Genomic DNA, 16,389 nt, shown 5'->3' with positions numbered 1-16,389 from the left:
TGGTGCAGGCGATTCCTGCAGCGGCGCAGACCTCGGATTTGACCGAGTACGTCCGTGCCCGTGCCGCCGATGCGGCTGGCATAGCGACGGTTGCGGCCCAAGGCTATGGCCGTGCGCTGGCTGCGACTCCTGACGATCCGGTGATCGCGCTTCGGGCTTATCGCCAAGCGCTGATGGTGGGCGATGTGGCGCTGGCCGTGCGCGCTGTCGCGGTCATGGAAAAGGCAGGTGTCGCGCCGCCCGATGCCGCCTTGTTCGAAATGGCTGTCGCGCTTTCGGCCGGGGACCAGCCGCGCGCCGCCGATGCGGTCAAGCGGCTGAAAGGCACCCCGGTCGACTTTCTGATGCCGATTTTGACGGCCTGGCTGGCGCAGGCGCGGGGACTGGATGGGCCGGCCGTACTCGACTCCCTTCATCCGGGTGCGTTGGCCCGACGCTATGTGCCGGTGCAGCGCGCGCTGATGTTGGTGGCGCGCGGCAAGGGAGAGGCCGCCGCTGTCGCCGTCCTACCGTCGCTGGCGGGGCCGGGGACCGACGATGCGCGCATCGATCTGGCACGGGTGCTGGAGCGGGACCAGGCGCGCGCCCTGCTCGATCCGGGCGGGTCGGATCTGCGGGGCGTGGAGAAGCAATGGCGCGGCCCCCGCACGGCCGATGCAGTCTATGGCGTCTCGCGGCTGTTGCTGGCGCTCGCAAGCGATCTCTCGACCGACCGGATGGCGACGCTTACCATTGCCCTTACCCGTTCGGCGCTGGTGCTGGATCCGCAGGAGGAGCGCGCGCGCATCCTGCTGGGGGAGGGGCTGAGTGGCGCCGGCGCCCAGGATCTCGCCCTCGCCACGCTGGGACAGGTGCGGAACGACAGCCCCTTCTTCCGCCGTGCAGCGGTGGCACGCGTCCAGATCCTGCGCGACGCCAATCGGGCGGAAGCGGCGCTGGCGGAAGCCCGAATGCTCGCCGAGGGCCGCTCCGCCACGGTGTTGGACGCGGAACGTTATGCCGAGTTGCTGAGCGCGACGGGCCGACACGATGCGGCGGCACGGGTCTATGCCACCGCGATCCGGCGGGGCGGTGAAAGCAGCGCAGAGTTGCATCTCGATCATGGCGCGGCGCTGGATCGTGCCGGTCGCTGGGAGCAGGCGCTCGCCCAGTATCGCCGCGCGGCGGAACTGGAGCCGAACCGCGCGGAGCCGCTTCGCGCGCTGGGCACCGCACTGCTTGCGCATGGCAGCGATTCGGCGGAGGCGCTCCGCCTGCTCGAGCGCGCCCGCAAACTCGCGCCCGAGGACGCGGAGATCGCCGATGCGCTGGGCTGGGCCTATGTGCAGCATGGCGACGTCGCGCGCGGCGTGCCCTTGCTGGAGGCGGCGACGCTGGCGGATCCGGCAGGTACCATCGCAAACGAGCATCTCGGCGATGCCTATTGGCGACTAGGGCGGCAATTCGAGGCGCGCTATGCTTGGCGTGCGGCGGTGATCCATGCCGCCCCGGCCGATGCCGAGCGGATCGACCGCAAGCTCGACCAGGGGCTGACGGGCGCCTCCTGAACGCGCTAGGGGCGCTGAGATGCCTGATCTTACCGTTATCGCCGAACCGGCCCGTGCCAAGCTGAACCTTGCGCTGCACATCCGCCACCGACGCGCGGATGGGTATCACGAACTGGAGACGCTGTTCGCCTTTGTCGAGCATGGCGATATCGTGCGCGTCGCGCCCGCCACGAAAGACAGCTTCACGCTTACCGGGCCGTTCGCTTCGGTGCTGGCCGCCGAAGGCGACAATCTCGTCACTCGCGCGGCGGCCCGCTTCCGAGCAACGTTCGGCGGCGGCGCCCATGCCATCGAATTGGAAAAGCATCTGCCGGTCGCCTCCGGGATCGGCGGCGGATCGGCCGATGCGGCCGCCACGCTGCGTGCTTTGGCTCGGATCCATGGTGTAGACCCAGCGGACCCCCGGCTGTTCGCCATCGCCGACCGCCTGGGTTCGGATGTACCCGCCTGTCTGTTGGGGCGAACCGCGCTGGGGCAGGGGCGGGGGGAACGCCTCCTGCCTATCGAGGGGCTTGCCGGAACGCCAGCGTTGCTGGTGAACCCCGGCGTTGCCGTATCCACGGCGGCGGTCTTTCGAGGCTGGGACGGTCAGGATCGCGGGCCCATCGGCACGGGCGATCTGCTCACCGCCGCGCAAGCGGGGCGCAACGACCTGGAGCGGCCGGCACGGGTGCTGGCGCCTGAGATCGACGCCGTGCTCGCCGCACTGGCTGCCCAGCCCGGCGTGCTGCTGTTCCGCATGTCGGGATCAGGCGCAACCTGCTTCGCGCTGCTGGAGAACCATGCCGCCCGCGATGCAGCTGCGCGCGCGCTGAGACTGCCCGGCTGGTGGGTGGCCGCGACGGCGCTCTGCTGATCGGGTAACGTAATCTTCAGCATTGGCCGCGATCCTGCTCGGCGGCGAATCTGGCGCAGCGCGAACGTTCGTCCTTGGCTCGCGGGCACGCTCTTTCGGGAGTCTGCCCGCGCGCCATCGCGTGACTTGGCTGCGCAGATCGGGCACAGCTCCTTCACATGATCGAAGTTCGTTGGGATGGGCCGATCGCCACCCTTGCACTCGCACGCGGCAACGCGCGTAACGCCGTGCCGATGGCAGGATGGGAGCGGCTTCCCGCCCTGATCGCCGGACTGGGCGACGCAAGAGCGGTAGTGTTGCGCTCGGACATGCCGGGCATTTTCTCCGCCGGGGCCGACGTCAGCGAATTCGCGCATTTGCAGGTGGATCCCGACGCCAGAACCCTTTTCCGCCATCGGATGCGCTGCGCGATCGATGCATTGGCGGCCCTGCCGATGCCAGTCGTCGCCGCCGTGGACGGCGGCTGTTTTGGTGCCGCCGTGGCGCTGATCCTCGCCGCAGACTTGCGTATAGCCGGCGACGGCGCGCAGTTTGCGGTAACGCCGGCGCGGTTGGGGCTCGGCTATCCGCGTGAAGACGTCGCTCGGCTCGCTGCGCAGGTCGGGCGCGGGCGGGCGGCCGAACTGCTCTTCACCGGGGACGCGATCGACGGCGACAGCGCGGCACGCATCGGCCTGGTCGAGCGCCGCGCGCCCGACGCCGGGGCCGCCGCCGCGAAGCTTGCGGCGCGAATCGCGGAGAATGCGCCGGCTGCGATCCGTCAGCTGAAAGGGGCTCTGCGCCGCCCCGACGATCCCGATCTCGATCGTGCGTTCGACGCAGCCTTTGGCGGTCCGGAACTGGCGGAAGGATTGGCAGCATTCAAGGCGCGCAGACGGGCGGTGTTCGAATGAGCGTTATAGAATTCCTGGACGGCAGCGCGCAGGAAGTGCTGCTGTTGTGCGACCATGCATCCAATGCGGTGCCGCCGGATGTGAAGCTCGGCATCGATCCGGCGCTGCTGGATCTGCACATCGCCGTCGACATCGGTGCTGCGGCGGTGACTCGAGCACTGGCCGCAAGACTGGGGGCGCCGGCGATCCTCGCAACGGTTTCCCGGCTGGTCATCGATCTCCATCGCGAGCCGGACCATGACGCGCTGATCCGGAGCAGCAGCGACGGACACCCGATCCCCGGCAATGTCGGCGCTGATCGAAATGCGCGGATTGCCCGGTTCCATGCGCCGTATCACCGGCACCTGCGCGATCAGGTTCGCCGCCAACGCCCGGCATTGATCCTGTCAATCCACAGCTTCACCCCCCGCCTGGAGCAGCATGGCAGCCCGCGGCCCTGGGAGATCGGCGTCCTCTACAATCGCGACGTACGCGCTGCGTGTCCTGCGATCGCGTGGCTGCGCGGACAGGGGATTTCGACGGGCGACAATGAGCCTTATTCCGGCCGGATGTTCAACGCGACGCTGAACCGCCATGCCGAGGCGCAGGGTATTCCCTCGATAGCGCTGGAGATCCGCAACGATCTCATCCGCGATCCTGCAGGCGTGGCCTGCTGGGTCCAGCGTCTCACCTCGCTCGTGGTTTTTCTACGCAACACTCTTGCGCAAAAGGGTGCTCCCGCGACATAGGCTTGCGCGCTATGACCAACCGATTCGACAAGTCCAAGCTCCCCAGCCGCCACGTCTCCGTGGGGCCGGAGCGCGCGCCGCACCGCAGCTACTACTATGCCATGGGGATTCCCGAGGAGGATATCGCCAAGCCGTTCGTCGCCGTGGCGAGCGCCGGCAACGACAGCGCGCCGTGCAACACCACCCTAGATTTCCAGGCCGATGCCGCGCGCCAGGGCGTGATCGCCAATGGCGGCATGCCGCGCCGCTTCAACACCATCACGGTGACCGACGGCATTGCCATGGGCCATCAGGGGATGAAATCCTCGCTGGTCAGCCGCGAAGTGATCGCCGACTCGGTCGAGCTCAGCGTGCGCGGCCATTGTTATGACGCGCTGGTTGCGTTCGCGGGCTGCGACAAGTCGCTGCCGGGGATGATGATGGCGATGCTGCGCCTCAACATCCCGTCGATCTTCGTCTATGGCGGCTCGATCCTGCCGGGCCGGTTCGAGGATCGTGACGTCACCGTGGTCGACGTGTTCGAGGCGGTGGGCAAATTCGCCGCCGGCAATTGCCCGCTCAAGGACCTGACCGCGCTCGAGAAGGTTGCATGCCCGGGGCACGGCGCGTGCGGCGGCCAATTCACCGCCAACACCATGGCGTGCGTCGGTGAGGCGATGGGATTGTCCTTGCCGAACAGCAATATGGTGCCTGCTCCCTACAAGAGCCGTGAAGAAATCGCGATCGCGGCCGGCCATCAGGTGATGAACCTGCTGGAGATGAACCTGCGTCCGCGGGACATCGCGACCCGCGCCGCCTTCATCAATGCCGCCCGCGTGGTGGCGGCGACCGGCGGCTCGACCAACGCCGCGCTCCACCTGCCGGCGATGGCCAACGAAGCGGGCATCGAGTTCGACCTGCACGACGTTGCCGAAGCATTCAAATCAACGCCTTACATCGCTGACCTCAAGCCAGGTGGTAAGTATGTCGCCAAGGACATGCACGCTGCCGGCGGCGTCTACATGCTGATGAAGACGATGCTGGCCAACGGCCTGCTCGACGGCAGCTGCATGACCGTGACCGGCAAGACATTGGGCGAGAATATCGACCAGGTTACCTGGAACCCGGACCAGAAGGTGATCTACGACGTGAAGACGCCGATCACGCCCACGGGCGGTGTCGTTGGCCTGCGCGGCAGCCTCGCGCCCGAAGGTGCCATCGTGAAGGTGGCGGGCATGCACCGCCTCCAGTTCACCGGCCCGGCGCGCGTGTTCGATTGCGAGGAGGATGCCTTCCAGGCGGTGGAGAACCGCCAGATCAACGAAGGCGAGGTCATCATCATCCGCTACGAAGGGCCCAAGGGTGGCCCGGGCATGCGCGAGATGCTCTCGACCACCGCGGCGCTCTACGGCCTCGGCATGGGCGAGAAGGTGGCGCTTATCACCGACGGCCGCTTCTCGGGCGGCACCCGCGGCTTCTGTATCGGCCATGTCGGCCCCGAGGCGGCCGAGGGCGGCCCGATCGCGCTGGTCGAGGACGGCGACACCATCCGCATCGATGCCGAGGCGGGCACGATCGACCTGGACGTGCCCGAGGACGTGCTCGCCGAGCGCCGCGCGCGCTGGCAGCCGCGGGTGAACGACTATCAGTCGGGCGCGCTCTACCGCTATTCGCAGAATGTCGGCCCGGCCTATCAGGGGGCGGTGACGCACCCCGGCGCCAAGGCCGAGCGCCATGTCTACGCGGACATCTAGTCTCGCGCTGACCTTGCTTGTGGCGGGCTGCGGTGCCGATCCGGCGTCGCAGCCCGCTGCGCAAGCAGGTGAGACGGTTGCCTGCGCGCCGGTGGGCGAGGCGCTGCTGCCGGTATGTACGCTGGAGCGCGGCAAAGACGGGTTGCTGGTTCCTCATCACCCGGATGGCGGCTTTCGGCGTCTGCGGATCGAGGCAAATACGATCACTGCGGCAGATGGCGCGGAACTTGCCACGACCAGCGCTGTCGGTCGCGCCACCGAGGTGACGATCGGCGGGATGCGCTATCGCCTCGCGGACAAGGGCGCTACAGCGGGGCAATGATCCCGCCCGGCGCCCCAATTCTTACGGCCGACGCGATGCGAGCCGCCGAGGAAGCGGTGTTCGCGCGCGGCGTTTCCCAGGACGAACTGATGGAGCGCGCCGGCGCGGCGGTGGCGCGCGAGGCGGTGCGCTTCGCGATGGGGCGCCCGGTGCTGGTGCTCGCAGGCCCGGGCAACAATGGCGGCGATGCCTATGTCGTTGCGCGACATTTGCGCGACGCAGGTCTCGACGTGTTGGTCGCTGCCTCGGGTGCGCCGAAGCCCGGTGCGGCCGAGCGGATGCACGCGCGCTGGGATGGGCCGACGACGTCGCTCTACGGCGCGCCGGTGCGGCCGGTGGTGATCGATGGGCTGTTCGGGATCGGTGTCACGCGCTCGCTGGAGCGCAGCATCGCCGCCGTGCTCTCCGAACTGGTGCGCGGGGCCGAGTTCACGCTGGCGATCGATCTGCCCTCGGGGATGGATACCGATAGCGGCGACGAGCTCGGCGCCCCGCGTGGCGTGAACGCCACCGTCGCGCTGGGCGCGCTCAAGCCGGCGCATCTGCTCGGCGACGGGCTGTCCCGCTGCGGCCATGTCTTGCTCGCCGATATCGGCATTCCGGCCGACACCGCCTGGCAGACCGTCGCCCGGCCTCGGCTGCAGGCGCCGGGCCCGCAGAGCCACAAGTATAGCCGCGGGCTGGTCGCGGTGGTGGAAGGTGCGATGCCCGGCGCGGGCCGCCTCGCAGCACGGGCGGCGATGGCGAGCGGGGCGGGCTATGTGATGCTCGCCGGGCCGGAGCCGGCGGGTCCGGCGCCCGATGCGCTGGTGCGTCGCACGATCGACGATGCCGATGATCTCGCCGATTTCTTCGCCGGCGATCGGATCGACGCCATCGTGCTCGGCCCCGGGCTTGGCCGTGATCGCCGTGCCGAAGCGTTCCTGCGGGCAGGGCTGGCGGCCGACAAGCCGCTGGTGCTCGACGGCGATGCGCTGAGCCTGCTCGGTACCGGCGCGGCGGCTGCGCTGGCGGCCCGCGAGGCGCCGGTGTGGATTACGCCCCATGGCGGCGAATTCGACCGGATGTTCGATAGCGAAGGCAGCAAGATCGATCGTACATTGCAGGCGGCGGCCGCGAGCGGCGCAACCGTGGTTCACAAGGGCGGCGACACGGTGATCGCGGGCCCCGACGGCAATGTCCGCGTGCTGGCCGGCGCCTCGCCCTGGCTGTCGACTGCCGGCACCGGGGACGTGCTTGCCGGCGTGCTGGGCGCGCAGATCGCGCAGGGCGGCAGCGGGGTCGATCCGGCGGCTGCGGCGGTGTGGCTGCATGGCCGCGCGGCGCAGCTTGCAGGTCCCGCCTTTTTCGCCGATCAGCTCGTCGCTCAACTGGCGGAAGCGTGTTTGGAATGTCTGTGAGCGAAGTCGAAGTGGTGCGCGTCGCCGCGCGGGGCGATGGGGTAACCAGCGACGGCCGGCATTTCCCCCTCACCGCGCCGGGCGACTGGGTGGGTGAGGATGGTGCGGTTCGCTTCGGTCCGCATCACCAGACGCCGCCCTGCCTTCATTTCCCGAGCTGCGGCGGTTGCCAGCTCCAGCATCTAGACGATGCCGCATGGAGCCGTTTCCTCGCCGAGCGCGTGCGTAGCGCGCTCGCGGCACAGGGGCTGGAGGCGGAGATCCGCACGCCCTTGCTTTCGCCGCCGCGCACCCGCCGCCGCGCGACGCTCCACGCCGAGCGGCGCGGCAAGCAGGTAAGGATCGGCTTCACCGAGGCGGGCAGCCACAAGCTGATCGACCTCGTCGAATGCCATGTCCTCGCGCCCGAGCTGTTCGCGCTGCTCGCGCCGCTGCGCCGGCTGTTGGCGACGCTGCTCCCCGAGGCGCGGCGGGTGAATGTGCATCTCGCGCTGAGCGATCAGGGGCGCGACGTGCTGGTCGAGGGCATCGATCCCGAAGGCCTGGCCGCGGCGGAGGCGATCACCGCCTTTGCCGAAGCCGAGAAACTGGCCCGCTTTGCCATTGACGAGGGCTTTGGTCCGACAGCGCGCTGGGAGCCGGTGCCGGTGACGATCACGCTCGGCGGGGTCGCGGTGCCGCTGCCGAGCGGCAGCTTCCTCCAGGCGACGCCCGAGGGCGAGGCGGCGCTGGTGGCGGCCGTACGGGAGATCGTCGGCGGGGTGGGGACGGTAGCCGACCTGTTCGCCGGGCTCGGCACCTTCACCTTCGCGCTGCAGCGTGCGCGGGTCTATGCCGGCGAGGCGGCTCGAGACGCAATCCTGTCGCTGAAGACGGCAGCGGGCGTGGCGGAACGCCAGGTGTTCGGCGATCACCGCGACCTGTTCCGCCGCCCGCTCACCACTGCCGAGCTCGACCGGTTCGATGCGGTAGTGCTCGATCCGCCGCGGGCAGGTGCGCGCGAGCAGATAAGTGAACTCGCCGGCTCCAAGGCGCCGATCCTGGCCTATGTTTCGTGCAATCCCAGTACTTTCGCACGCGATGCCGAGATTTTGTGCAAGGGCGGGTATCGGCTCGATTGGGTGCAGCCGGTGGGGCAGTTCCGCTGGTCGACCCATGTCGAACTGGCCGCAAAGTTTAGTCGCTAGGATATTCCGCGCGTAGGAAAAACAGGCCGTCGGGCGGCGCGTTCAAGCCCAATGTGGTCCGGTCACGCGCCGCCAGTGCATCGCGCACATCCTCCGGTGCCCATTTGCCTTGGCCGACCAGCGAAAGGCAGCCGACCATCGAGCGCACCTGATGATGCAGGAAAGAGCGCGCCGAGGCGAACACGCTGATCCGCTCGCCCTCCTGCGCCACGTCGAGCCGGTCGAGCGTGCGCATCGGGCTGTCCGCCTGGCAATGCGCCGAGCGGAAGGTGGTGAAGTCGTGGCGGCCCACCAGATACGCAGCCGCTGCCTGCATCGCTGGCGCGTCGAGCGGTCCCGAGAGGCGCCAGGCGAGGCCCTTCTCCCAAGTCAGTGGGGCCCGCCGAGTTACGATCCGATATTCATAATGGCGACTAAGGCACGAGAATCGCGCATGCCAGTCCCCCGAAACCTCGTCGCAGGCAAGGATTGCCACAGGGTTCGGCCGCATCCGCGCATTGAGCGCCTCCATCAGCCGGAACGGCGTGATCGGCTTGGCGATGTCGCAATGTGCGCGCATGCCCAACCCGTGGACTCCGGCATCGGTGCGCCCGGCGGCATGTACGATCACGTCCTCACCGGTGACCGCATGGGCCGCGTCCTCGATTGCCTGCTGGACGCTGGGGCCGTGATCCTGCCGCTGCCAGCCCATGAACGGGCGGCCGTCGAACTCCACCGTCAGCGCGAAGCGCGTCAAAGCTGCGTCCCCGCCGGGATCGGGAAGCCGCGCAGCAGCTCGGCGACCGTCATTACCCCGCGACCGGCGCGCTGGATCGCGGTCGGGCGGATCGCGCCCTCGCCGCAATGGATCAGCAGGTCGTCGCCGACGGTGCCGGCCGAGCCGCTGGCGTCGACCAGATCGGCGGCATGGATGCGGAAGCGCTCGCCGTTCAGCTCGAAGAACGCCCCCGGGGCAGGATTGAACGCCCGCACCGCCTGTTCGACCTCCACCGCGCTGCGGGTGAAGTCGAGCCGCGCCTCGGCCTTGTCAATCTTGGCGGCGTAGGTGACGCCCCCCTCGGGCTGCGGCACCGCCGGATAGGCGTCGAAGTCGGCAAGCACCGCCACCATCAGCCGCGCACCCATCGCGCTCAGCTCCGCCCGCAGCTCGCCGGCGGTCTTGCGGTCGATCGGCGTGCGGCCCTCCAGCCGCACCGGGCCGGTATCGAGCCCGGCCTCCATCTGCATGATGCCGACGCCGGTCTCCGCATCGCCGGCGAGGATCGCCCGCTCGATCGGCGCAGCGCCGCGCCAGCGGGGAAGCAGCGAACCATGCACGTTGAGGCAACCCAGCCGCGGCGCCGCCAGCACCGCCTTCGGCAGGATCAGCCCATAGGCCGCGACCACCGCCACGTCCGCCTCCAGCGCGGCCAGCGCTGCCTGCTCCTCCGCACCTTTCAGGCTCAGCGGCGTCCGCACTCCGATCCCCAGTGCCTCGGCGCGGGCATGGACCGGGGAGGGGGTCAGCGCCTTGCCGCGCCGGCCGGCGGGGCGGGGGGGCTGGGTGTAGGTGGTAAGGATTTCGTGACCTGCTTCGACAAGCGCGTCGAGCACCGGCACGGCGAAATCGGGGGTTCCCATGAAGAGAATGCGCATGCTTCCCCCTCAACCGCTTGGCAGGCGCGCATGCAAGCCCCTATGTGACACGAATGGCCTCTCCCGAAATCGAAGCGCTGACCCAGGCCCTGTCGCGGCTGCCCGGTTTCGGGCCGCGATCGGCGCGGCGGGCGGTGCTCCACCTGCTCAAGAAGCGCGAGACGACGCTCGACCCGCTGCTCGCGGCGCTCAGCGCGGTGAGCCAGAAGCTCACCACGTGCCATATCTGCGGCAATGTCGACACGCACGACCCCTGCGCGATCTGCGCCGACCCGCGCCGCGACGACCGTTCGCTGTGCGTGGTGGAGGAAGTCGCCGACCTCTGGGCGCTCGACCGCGCGCGGCTGTTCCCCGGCCGCTTCCATGTGCTGGGCGGCAAGCTCTCCGCGCTCGACGGCGTGCGGCCCGAGGACCTGCGCATCGACGCGCTGGTCCGCCGGGTGGGCGCGGGGGGCATCGACGAGGTCGTCCTCGCGATGAACGCCACGCTCGAGGGCCAGACCACCGCCCACTATGTCTCCGAACGGCTGGAAGCCTTCCCCGTGCGCGTCACCCAACTCGCCCACGGCCTGCCGGTGGGCGGCGAACTCGACTATCTCGACGAAGGCACGCTCGCCCAGGCGCTCCGCGCGCGCCGCCCGGTTGCTTGACGCTGCGGGCCGCGCCACCTAAATTTAGGCGATGGCCATCCTCCCCATCGTCGAAGTACCCGATCCGCGTCTGCGTCTCGTCTCCACCCCTGTCGAGGCGGTCGATGACGACGTGCGCACGCTGATCGGCGACATGTTCGACACGATGTACGATGCGCCGGGCATCGGCCTCGCCGCGATCCAGGTGGGCGTGCCCAAGCGGCTGATCGTGATGGACCTGCAGGAGGAAGAGGACGAGGAGGGCAGGCCGATCCGGCACCCGCGCGTCTTCATCAATCCCGAGATCCACGAGCCCGCCGAGGAGCTTTCGGTCTATACCGAGGGCTGTCTGTCCGTTCCCGACCAGTTCGCCGATGTCGAGCGCCCCGCGCGCTGCCGCGTGACCTGGCTCGACGAGAAGGGCGAGCGCCATGACGAGGTCTTCGAAGGCCTGCTCGCCACCTGCATCCAGCACGAGATGGACCATCTGGAGGGCATCGTGTTCCTCGACCACCTTTCGCGGCTCAAGCGCGACATGCTGCTGAAGAAGCTCAACAAGGCCCGCAAGGCGGCCTGATTATCGCGACGGCGCGTTGAGCCTGCAGTATCCTCCCCCGCCAGGGGGAGGAAACGTCTGTTCCATGACTCCCGCCGTCATTCCCGCGAAGGCGGGAATCCATTGGCCTGTGCGTGGAAGCAGGTGCCGTGCCGTCCTGGCAAATGGATCCCCGCCTCCGCGGGGATGACGATTGAGGGGGAGGGGGCGTCGCCCCGCCACACCCCGCCATTTATCCACCGAACCCTTGTCCACGCGCGCCCAACCGACGCCCGCCGCCCTTGCGGCCCCGTCCCGCACGGCGTAAGTTCGCCTCCTGTTCCCGGGAGATTTGGTGTTGGATCCGTTCGTCGTTGGTTTCGTGATGGTGGCCCTGGTCGTGGGCGTGGTGGTCGGCTGGCTGATCGGCGCGCGCGGCACGAGCGAGGCGCGGGCCGAGAGCGCCCGGCGCGAGGCCGATTTCAAGGCCGCGATCACCGATCTCGCCATGGCCGAGGAACGCGTGGCGCAGCTCCCCCGGCTGCGCGAGGAAGCGGCGATGCTCCGCAACGAGCGAGACGCCGCCCGCATCGAGCTCGCCGAATTGAAGGCCAAGGCGGGATCGTTCGAGGAGCGGCTCGCCGAATTCGTCAATGCCCGCGAGGTGATGGCCGGCCAGTTCCGCGAACTCGCCTCGACCATGCTCGGCGAGACGCAGCGCGCCTTTCTCGAACGCGCCGAGGCGCGCTTCCACCAGGCGGGCGAGAAGAATGAGGAGCGGCTGCGCACGCTGCTCCAGCCGATCGACACCACGCTCAAGCGCTATGAGGAAGGCCTGCAGCGCGTCGAGAAGGATCGCAGCGACAGCTATGGCCAGTTGCGCGAGGCGATCAGCGCCGTCCATGCCAGCCTGGGCGAGACCCGCGCGGAAACCTCCAAGCTGGTCAATGCCCTGCGCGCCGCCCCCAAGACGCGCGGCCGCTGGGGCGAGCAGCAGTTCCGCAACCTGATCGAGATCGCCGGGCTTTCCGGCCATGTCGATTTCGCCGCCGAAGTCTCGGTCACCACCGAGGACGGCATGCTGCGGCCGGACTTCATCATCCGCCTGCCGGGCGACCAGCAGCTGATCGTCGACGTGAAATGCGTGCTCGACGGCTATCTCCAGGCCGCCGAGGCGACCAGCGCCGAGGAGCGCGCGGCGGCGCTGAAGGCCCATGCCAAGGCGATGAGCACCCATGCCGACGCGCTGTCGCGCAAGGCCTATTGGGCGCAGTTCGAAAAGGCGCCCGATTTCGTGATCATGTACATCCCCGGCGACAATTTCCTGTCGAGCGCGCTGGAAGTGGACATGGAGCTGTGGGAGCGCGCGGCGCGCAACCGGGTGATCATCGCCGGCCCCTCGGCCTTCCTGCCGCTCGCCCGCACCGTCGCGTCGATGTGGCGCCAGCAGAAGCTGACCGAGGATGCCCGCGAAGTCGGCAAGCTGGGCAAGGAACTGTACGAGCGGCTGGCGACGGCGGCGAGCCACCTCAAGCGCGTCGGCGGCGGGCTGAACAGCGCGGTGGAGAATTACAACAAGTTCGTCGCGAGCTTCGAAGGCCGGGTGATGGTCTCCGCGCGGCGCTTCCAGGCGCTCAACGTGGATGTCGGGAACAGCGCGCTGGATACGATCGACAGCGTTGATGTGATCGCGCGGGCACCGACGGCGGAACTGCCGGCGCCCGAGGGGGGCGAGGTGGAGGAAGCGGCTGCGGCGGAGTGAGCAGGAGACTGTTGGCGCCAAGTCTACTTGCACGTTAGGGGTGACTTGATCCGAATATGATTCTTCCCTGTAAGCAGATTGTTCACTAATCTGGCGAAATGTTCGATTTGAGAATTTCAGTGGGGGAGTTTCAAAGACAATGAGTGGAAGTTTGGGCGCGGTTCAGCCGTTAGCTCTGCCCGCAGTCACAGGTGTGACGGGGCCGATGCTAGACGCATTAACAGCGGCGCTGGGTGTTGATCGTCAGGTGTTGGCGGTTGACGATCAAATCGACCATGCTTGGGGAAACCTTCCGCGGCTGCTGGGCAGGATCCCGGCTGAACACCGCAATGAGACCTTGGCCCGAATGTGTGTAGCTGTGGCGTCTGGCTTGTTCGACAGCGCCATTAACTATGCATGGAACGCAGCTGTTGTCGAACTTCGCCAAAAAGTTCGACGTTTTGGCCTCAATGTTATTCCTCAGATAATTGGAAAACAATTTGATGAGGCTGCGCTGGTCGATCTGAAGGATGTGGAGTTGCTTCAGCTGTGTCTGAAGTTGAACCTCATATCTGAAGATGGATTTTTCCTCTTAGATCAATGTCGAGCGATCAGAAATAATTTCTCCGCTGCTCATCCTTCGATGGGGGTAATTGATGAAGATGAGCTTTTATCATTTCTCAATCGTGTTGCTCGCCATGCTTTGTCTAATGAGCGCAACCTAGTTGGCGTAGACATTCCCGCTTTTCTGGCTGCGCTTAAACTTAGCCGCTTTTCGGCCGACCAGCTTGATGCGTGGAAGCGCCGCCTTCTTGAAACGTTTGACGCTCAGCGTGAAATGCTTTTCGGGACCCTTCATGGAATGTACTGTGATCCAGCGTCTGGCGAAGAAGCACGTGTAAACGCTATAGGTGTTTGTCAGGCGATATTGGATGTTCTAACCCCAAACACTAAGTCAACTCTTGTTGATAGGCATCAGGATTACGTAGCTAAGGGTGAGGTAGCTAGGCATACTGCTTCGCAGCAGTTTTTTGAGCGTCTCGGCTTGCTATCATTGCTTGGTGAAGCAGAAGTTCACCTTCTTATAACGAAGGCCGCTCAATCGCTGATGTCGGTTCATCAAGATTATAACAACTTCTATAACGAGCCCCCGTTCGCGGAACGTCTACTTGGCCTTACGTCTCAAAACCGAGTACCTGAAAGCGCTCAGCATGCTTTCGTAGAGGCGCTCGCCACCGCAGCTACCGGCAGCCGATACGGTGTTTCGAATGGCGCCTACACCTACTACGTAACTATGGTAAAATCGCTCTCACCGGCTGAAGTGTCTATTTTTCTTGAACTGCCGCTAAAGCAAACGATTTTAGCCAGTAGGTTATATGCGTACCAGTCTTGTCGGGATCGATTTAAGGCGTTGGTTAAAATGATCGATCCTGCCACTGTGCCAACTCAGGCGAAGGCTGAGTACGCAAAGTGGATTATCTGACCAATTCTATTCTGTTTTTCCATGATTAGGTTAGTCGGTGCGGGTGGTTTTGCTATTGTGCGCTTGCCCGCACCAGCACCAGCGTCTTCCCATCCCGCCCGGTGAGCAGCAGCCGGCCGCGATGGCTTTGCTGGACCGCCAGGCGCTGGTCGAGCAGGGCGAGCAGCGCCTTTTCCTGCCGCATCAGCGCCGGAGAGCAGGCGCGGCGGGTGGTGATCACGCCGCCGGTGGTCAGGTAGCCGCGCTCCACCCGATAGATGCCGACCAGCGTGTTACAGCCGGTAGTGCCGCTGATCCGCAGGCCCTCCAGCTTTAGCCGGGGCCGGCTGCCGGGGATGACGGCGTGCCCGTCGACGCCGGTGATGCGCCAGTCGCCAAGGAGGCGCTGTTCCTCGGGGGAGAGCGGGGGCGTCTCGGCGCGGGGTTGCTCGCGGGGTGGGGTGGGGTCGGTGGTCTGCGCGGCGGCGGGGAGGGGGAGGAGGAGGGTTAGGGCCAGGAGGAGGGCGGCGGCGTATTTGCATGGGCCTTCACCCTCACCCTCCCATCGCTGGCGCGATGGGCCCCTCCCTCTCCCAAGGGGAGAGGGGTCTTGCTCCCTCTCCCCTTGGGAGAGGAGCATCGGGTGAACAGTGCCCCCGCACTGTTCAGGCCCTGCCGGGGGCAGGGCCGACCCGATGCTGGCCCGCTGCCGCAGGCAGTGGGAAGGGTGAGGGTGGCCGCGCAACGTCACCCCCATCCCATCACCCCTGCCGGAACTGGTTGCGTACTTCATAGGCCATCACCGCCGTTGCCACGGCCGCATTGAGGCTGTCCGCCTTGCCGAGCATGGGGATCTTTACCAGAAGATCGCAGGCGGCTTCCAGTTGCGGCGGCATGCCCTGCGCCTCGTTGCCGGTGAGCAGGAAGGTGGGTGCTGCGTAGCGCGGGGCCTGATAGTCGTGATCCGTGTCGAGGCTGAGGCCGACGAGCTGGCCGGGGCCGGCGCGCAGCCAGGGCTCGAATTCCTCCCAGCGGGCGCGGGCGACGGGCACGGTGAACAAGGCGCCCATGCTCGCGCGCACCGCCTCGACCGAGAAGGGATCGACGCAGTCGTCGATCAGGATCAGCCCGCCGGCGCCCACCGCGTCGCCGGTGCGCAGGATGGTGCCGAGATTGCCGGGATCGCGCAGGCGCTCGGCGACCAGCCAGATCGGCGCGGTGCTGCGGTCGATATCGGCAAGGTCCAGCGCGAACTCCGGGTACACGCCGACGACCGCGCCCGGATTGTCCTTGCCGGAGAGCTTCGACAGGATGTCGGCATTGGTCTCGATCGCCTCGCCGCCCTGCGCCTCGGTGGCGGTGACGAGGGCGACGACCAGCGGGTGGCGGGCGGTCTCGGCGGTGTAGAACAGATAATCGGGGATGCGGCCGGCCTCGCGCGCCTCGGTCAGGATGCGCAGGCCCTCGGCGAGGAACAGCCCCTCTTCGCGGCGGTGGCGCTTGTCGCGCAGGTTGCGCATGCGCTTGATGAGGGGGTTGGAATAGGCGGTGATTTCGCGTGGCATCCCGGCGCTATAGGGCGGGACGGGGGCGGGGGCTAGTTGGGGTGCGGCGGCGCGCTTAGCCTGCGTTCCCCTTCCGCTTGCGGGAGGGGCTAGGGGAGGGGCTGGAACGGTGCAGCGCCTCTTCCACGTCAATCCCTCCCCCGACCCCTCCCGCAA

16 protein-coding genes are annotated in these 16,389 nt (G+C 67.3%); 12 read left to right on the top strand and 4 right to left on the bottom strand.

Annotated elements, in window-relative coordinates:
* Nucleotides 1–38 precede the first annotated feature (38 nt).
* The 8 genes from B215_RS0110125 (at nt 39) to B215_RS0110090 (ending at nt 8,666) form a co-directional block, all read left to right on the top strand.
* On the top strand, nt 39–1,547 hold the full coding sequence (locus B215_RS0110125; RefSeq protein ID WP_236704548.1) for a tetratricopeptide repeat protein: 1,509 nt from the start codon (nt 39–41) through the stop codon (nt 1,545–1,547).
* 19 nt (nt 1,548–1,566) lie between these two features.
* Nucleotides 1,567–2,403 carry a 4-(cytidine 5'-diphospho)-2-C-methyl-D-erythritol kinase gene (locus B215_RS0110120; RefSeq protein ID WP_019369534.1) on the top strand — a complete coding sequence of 279 codons (837 nt, stop codon included), beginning with the start codon at nt 1,567–1,569 and terminating at the stop codon, nt 2,401–2,403.
* A 158-nt stretch (nt 2,404–2,561) separates the two neighbouring features.
* Nucleotides 2,562–3,296, top strand: coding sequence for an enoyl-CoA hydratase/isomerase family protein (locus B215_RS0110115; RefSeq protein WP_019369533.1), 735 nt, complete (start codon nt 2,562–2,564; stop codon nt 3,294–3,296).
* Nucleotides 3,293–4,024, top strand: coding sequence for an N-formylglutamate amidohydrolase (locus B215_RS0110110; RefSeq protein WP_019369532.1), 732 nt, complete (start codon nt 3,293–3,295; stop codon nt 4,022–4,024). The genes B215_RS0110115 and B215_RS0110110 overlap by 4 nt, the downstream gene beginning before the upstream one ends.
* 11 nt (nt 4,025–4,035) lie before the next feature.
* A complete protein-coding gene (gene ilvD / locus B215_RS0110105) occupies nt 4,036–5,757 on the top strand; it encodes a dihydroxy-acid dehydratase (RefSeq protein ID WP_019369531.1) in 1,722 nt (573 codons plus the stop codon).
* Nucleotides 5,738–6,079 (top strand): hypothetical protein, encoded by a 342-nt coding sequence (locus B215_RS0110100; protein WP_236704547.1) that lies wholly within the window; start codon nt 5,738–5,740, stop codon nt 6,077–6,079. Before ilvD ends, B215_RS0110100 begins: the two co-directional genes overlap by 20 nt.
* On the top strand, nt 6,076–7,479 hold the full coding sequence (locus B215_RS0110095; RefSeq protein ID WP_019369529.1) for a bifunctional ADP-dependent NAD(P)H-hydrate dehydratase/NAD(P)H-hydrate epimerase: 1,404 nt from the start codon (nt 6,076–6,078) through the stop codon (nt 7,477–7,479). Before B215_RS0110100 ends, B215_RS0110095 begins: the two co-directional genes overlap by 4 nt.
* On the top strand, nt 7,476–8,666 hold the full coding sequence (locus tag B215_RS0110090; protein ID WP_019369528.1) for a class I SAM-dependent RNA methyltransferase: 1,191 nt from the start codon (nt 7,476–7,478) through the stop codon (nt 8,664–8,666). Before B215_RS0110095 ends, B215_RS0110090 begins: the two co-directional genes overlap by 4 nt.
* Here the strand turns inward: B215_RS0110090 and truA are convergent.
* Together truA and fmt are read right to left on the bottom strand one after the other, a co-directional pair.
* On the bottom strand, nt 8,656–9,402 hold the full coding sequence (truA, locus tag B215_RS0110085; RefSeq protein WP_019369527.1) for a tRNA pseudouridine(38-40) synthase TruA: 747 nt from the start codon (nt 9,400–9,402) through the stop codon (nt 8,656–8,658). The two genes, B215_RS0110090 and truA, sit on opposite strands and share 11 nt — an antisense overlap.
* Nucleotides 9,399–10,301, bottom strand: a complete 903-nt coding sequence (gene fmt, locus B215_RS0110080; RefSeq protein WP_019369526.1) for a methionyl-tRNA formyltransferase — start codon at nt 10,299–10,301, stop codon at nt 9,399–9,401. The genes truA and fmt overlap by 4 nt, the downstream gene beginning before the upstream one ends.
* Before the next feature lie 53 nt (nt 10,302–10,354).
* Between fmt and recR the strand changes: the two genes are divergently transcribed.
* The 4 genes from recR to B215_RS20870 all read left to right on the top strand — a co-directional run bounded on the left by recR (nt 10,355) and on the right by B215_RS20870 (nt 14,689).
* A complete protein-coding gene (gene recR, locus B215_RS0110075; RefSeq protein WP_019369525.1) occupies nt 10,355–10,951 on the top strand; it encodes a recombination mediator RecR in 597 nt (198 codons plus the stop codon).
* A 31-nt stretch (nt 10,952–10,982) separates the two neighbouring features.
* Complete coding sequence (gene def / locus B215_RS0110070; RefSeq protein WP_019369524.1) at nt 10,983–11,507, top strand: peptide deformylase; 525 nt, start codon at nt 10,983–10,985, stop codon at nt 11,505–11,507.
* A gap of 316 nt (nt 11,508–11,823) precedes the next feature.
* The gene (locus B215_RS0110065) at nt 11,824–13,227 is read left to right on the top strand and encodes a DNA recombination protein RmuC (protein WP_019369523.1); all 1,404 of its coding nucleotides are present in this window, start codon (nt 11,824–11,826) and stop codon (nt 13,225–13,227) included.
* Between the two features lie 205 nt (nt 13,228–13,432).
* Entirely contained in the window at nt 13,433–14,689 is a 1,257-nt protein-coding gene (locus tag B215_RS20870; RefSeq protein ID WP_082664520.1) for a hypothetical protein, read from the top strand.
* Between the two features lie 52 nt (nt 14,690–14,741).
* Here B215_RS20870 and B215_RS0110055 read toward each other — a convergent pair whose 3' ends face one another.
* A complete protein-coding gene (locus B215_RS0110055; protein WP_156804365.1) occupies nt 14,742–15,308 on the bottom strand; it encodes an META domain-containing protein in 567 nt (188 codons plus the stop codon).
* Between the two features lie 121 nt (nt 15,309–15,429).
* A complete protein-coding gene (locus B215_RS0110050) occupies nt 15,430–16,233 on the bottom strand; it encodes a TrmH family RNA methyltransferase (RefSeq protein WP_019369520.1) in 804 nt (267 codons plus the stop codon).
* Nucleotides 16,234–16,389 lie beyond the last annotated feature (156 nt).

The organism is Sphingomonas sp. ATCC 31555, from assembly GCF_000282895.1.
Taxonomy (GTDB): Bacteria; Pseudomonadota; Alphaproteobacteria; order Sphingomonadales; family Sphingomonadaceae; genus Sphingomonas.
The sequence above is the reverse complement of the archived record's forward strand: the minus strand, read 5'-3'. Positions and strand labels throughout refer to the sequence as shown.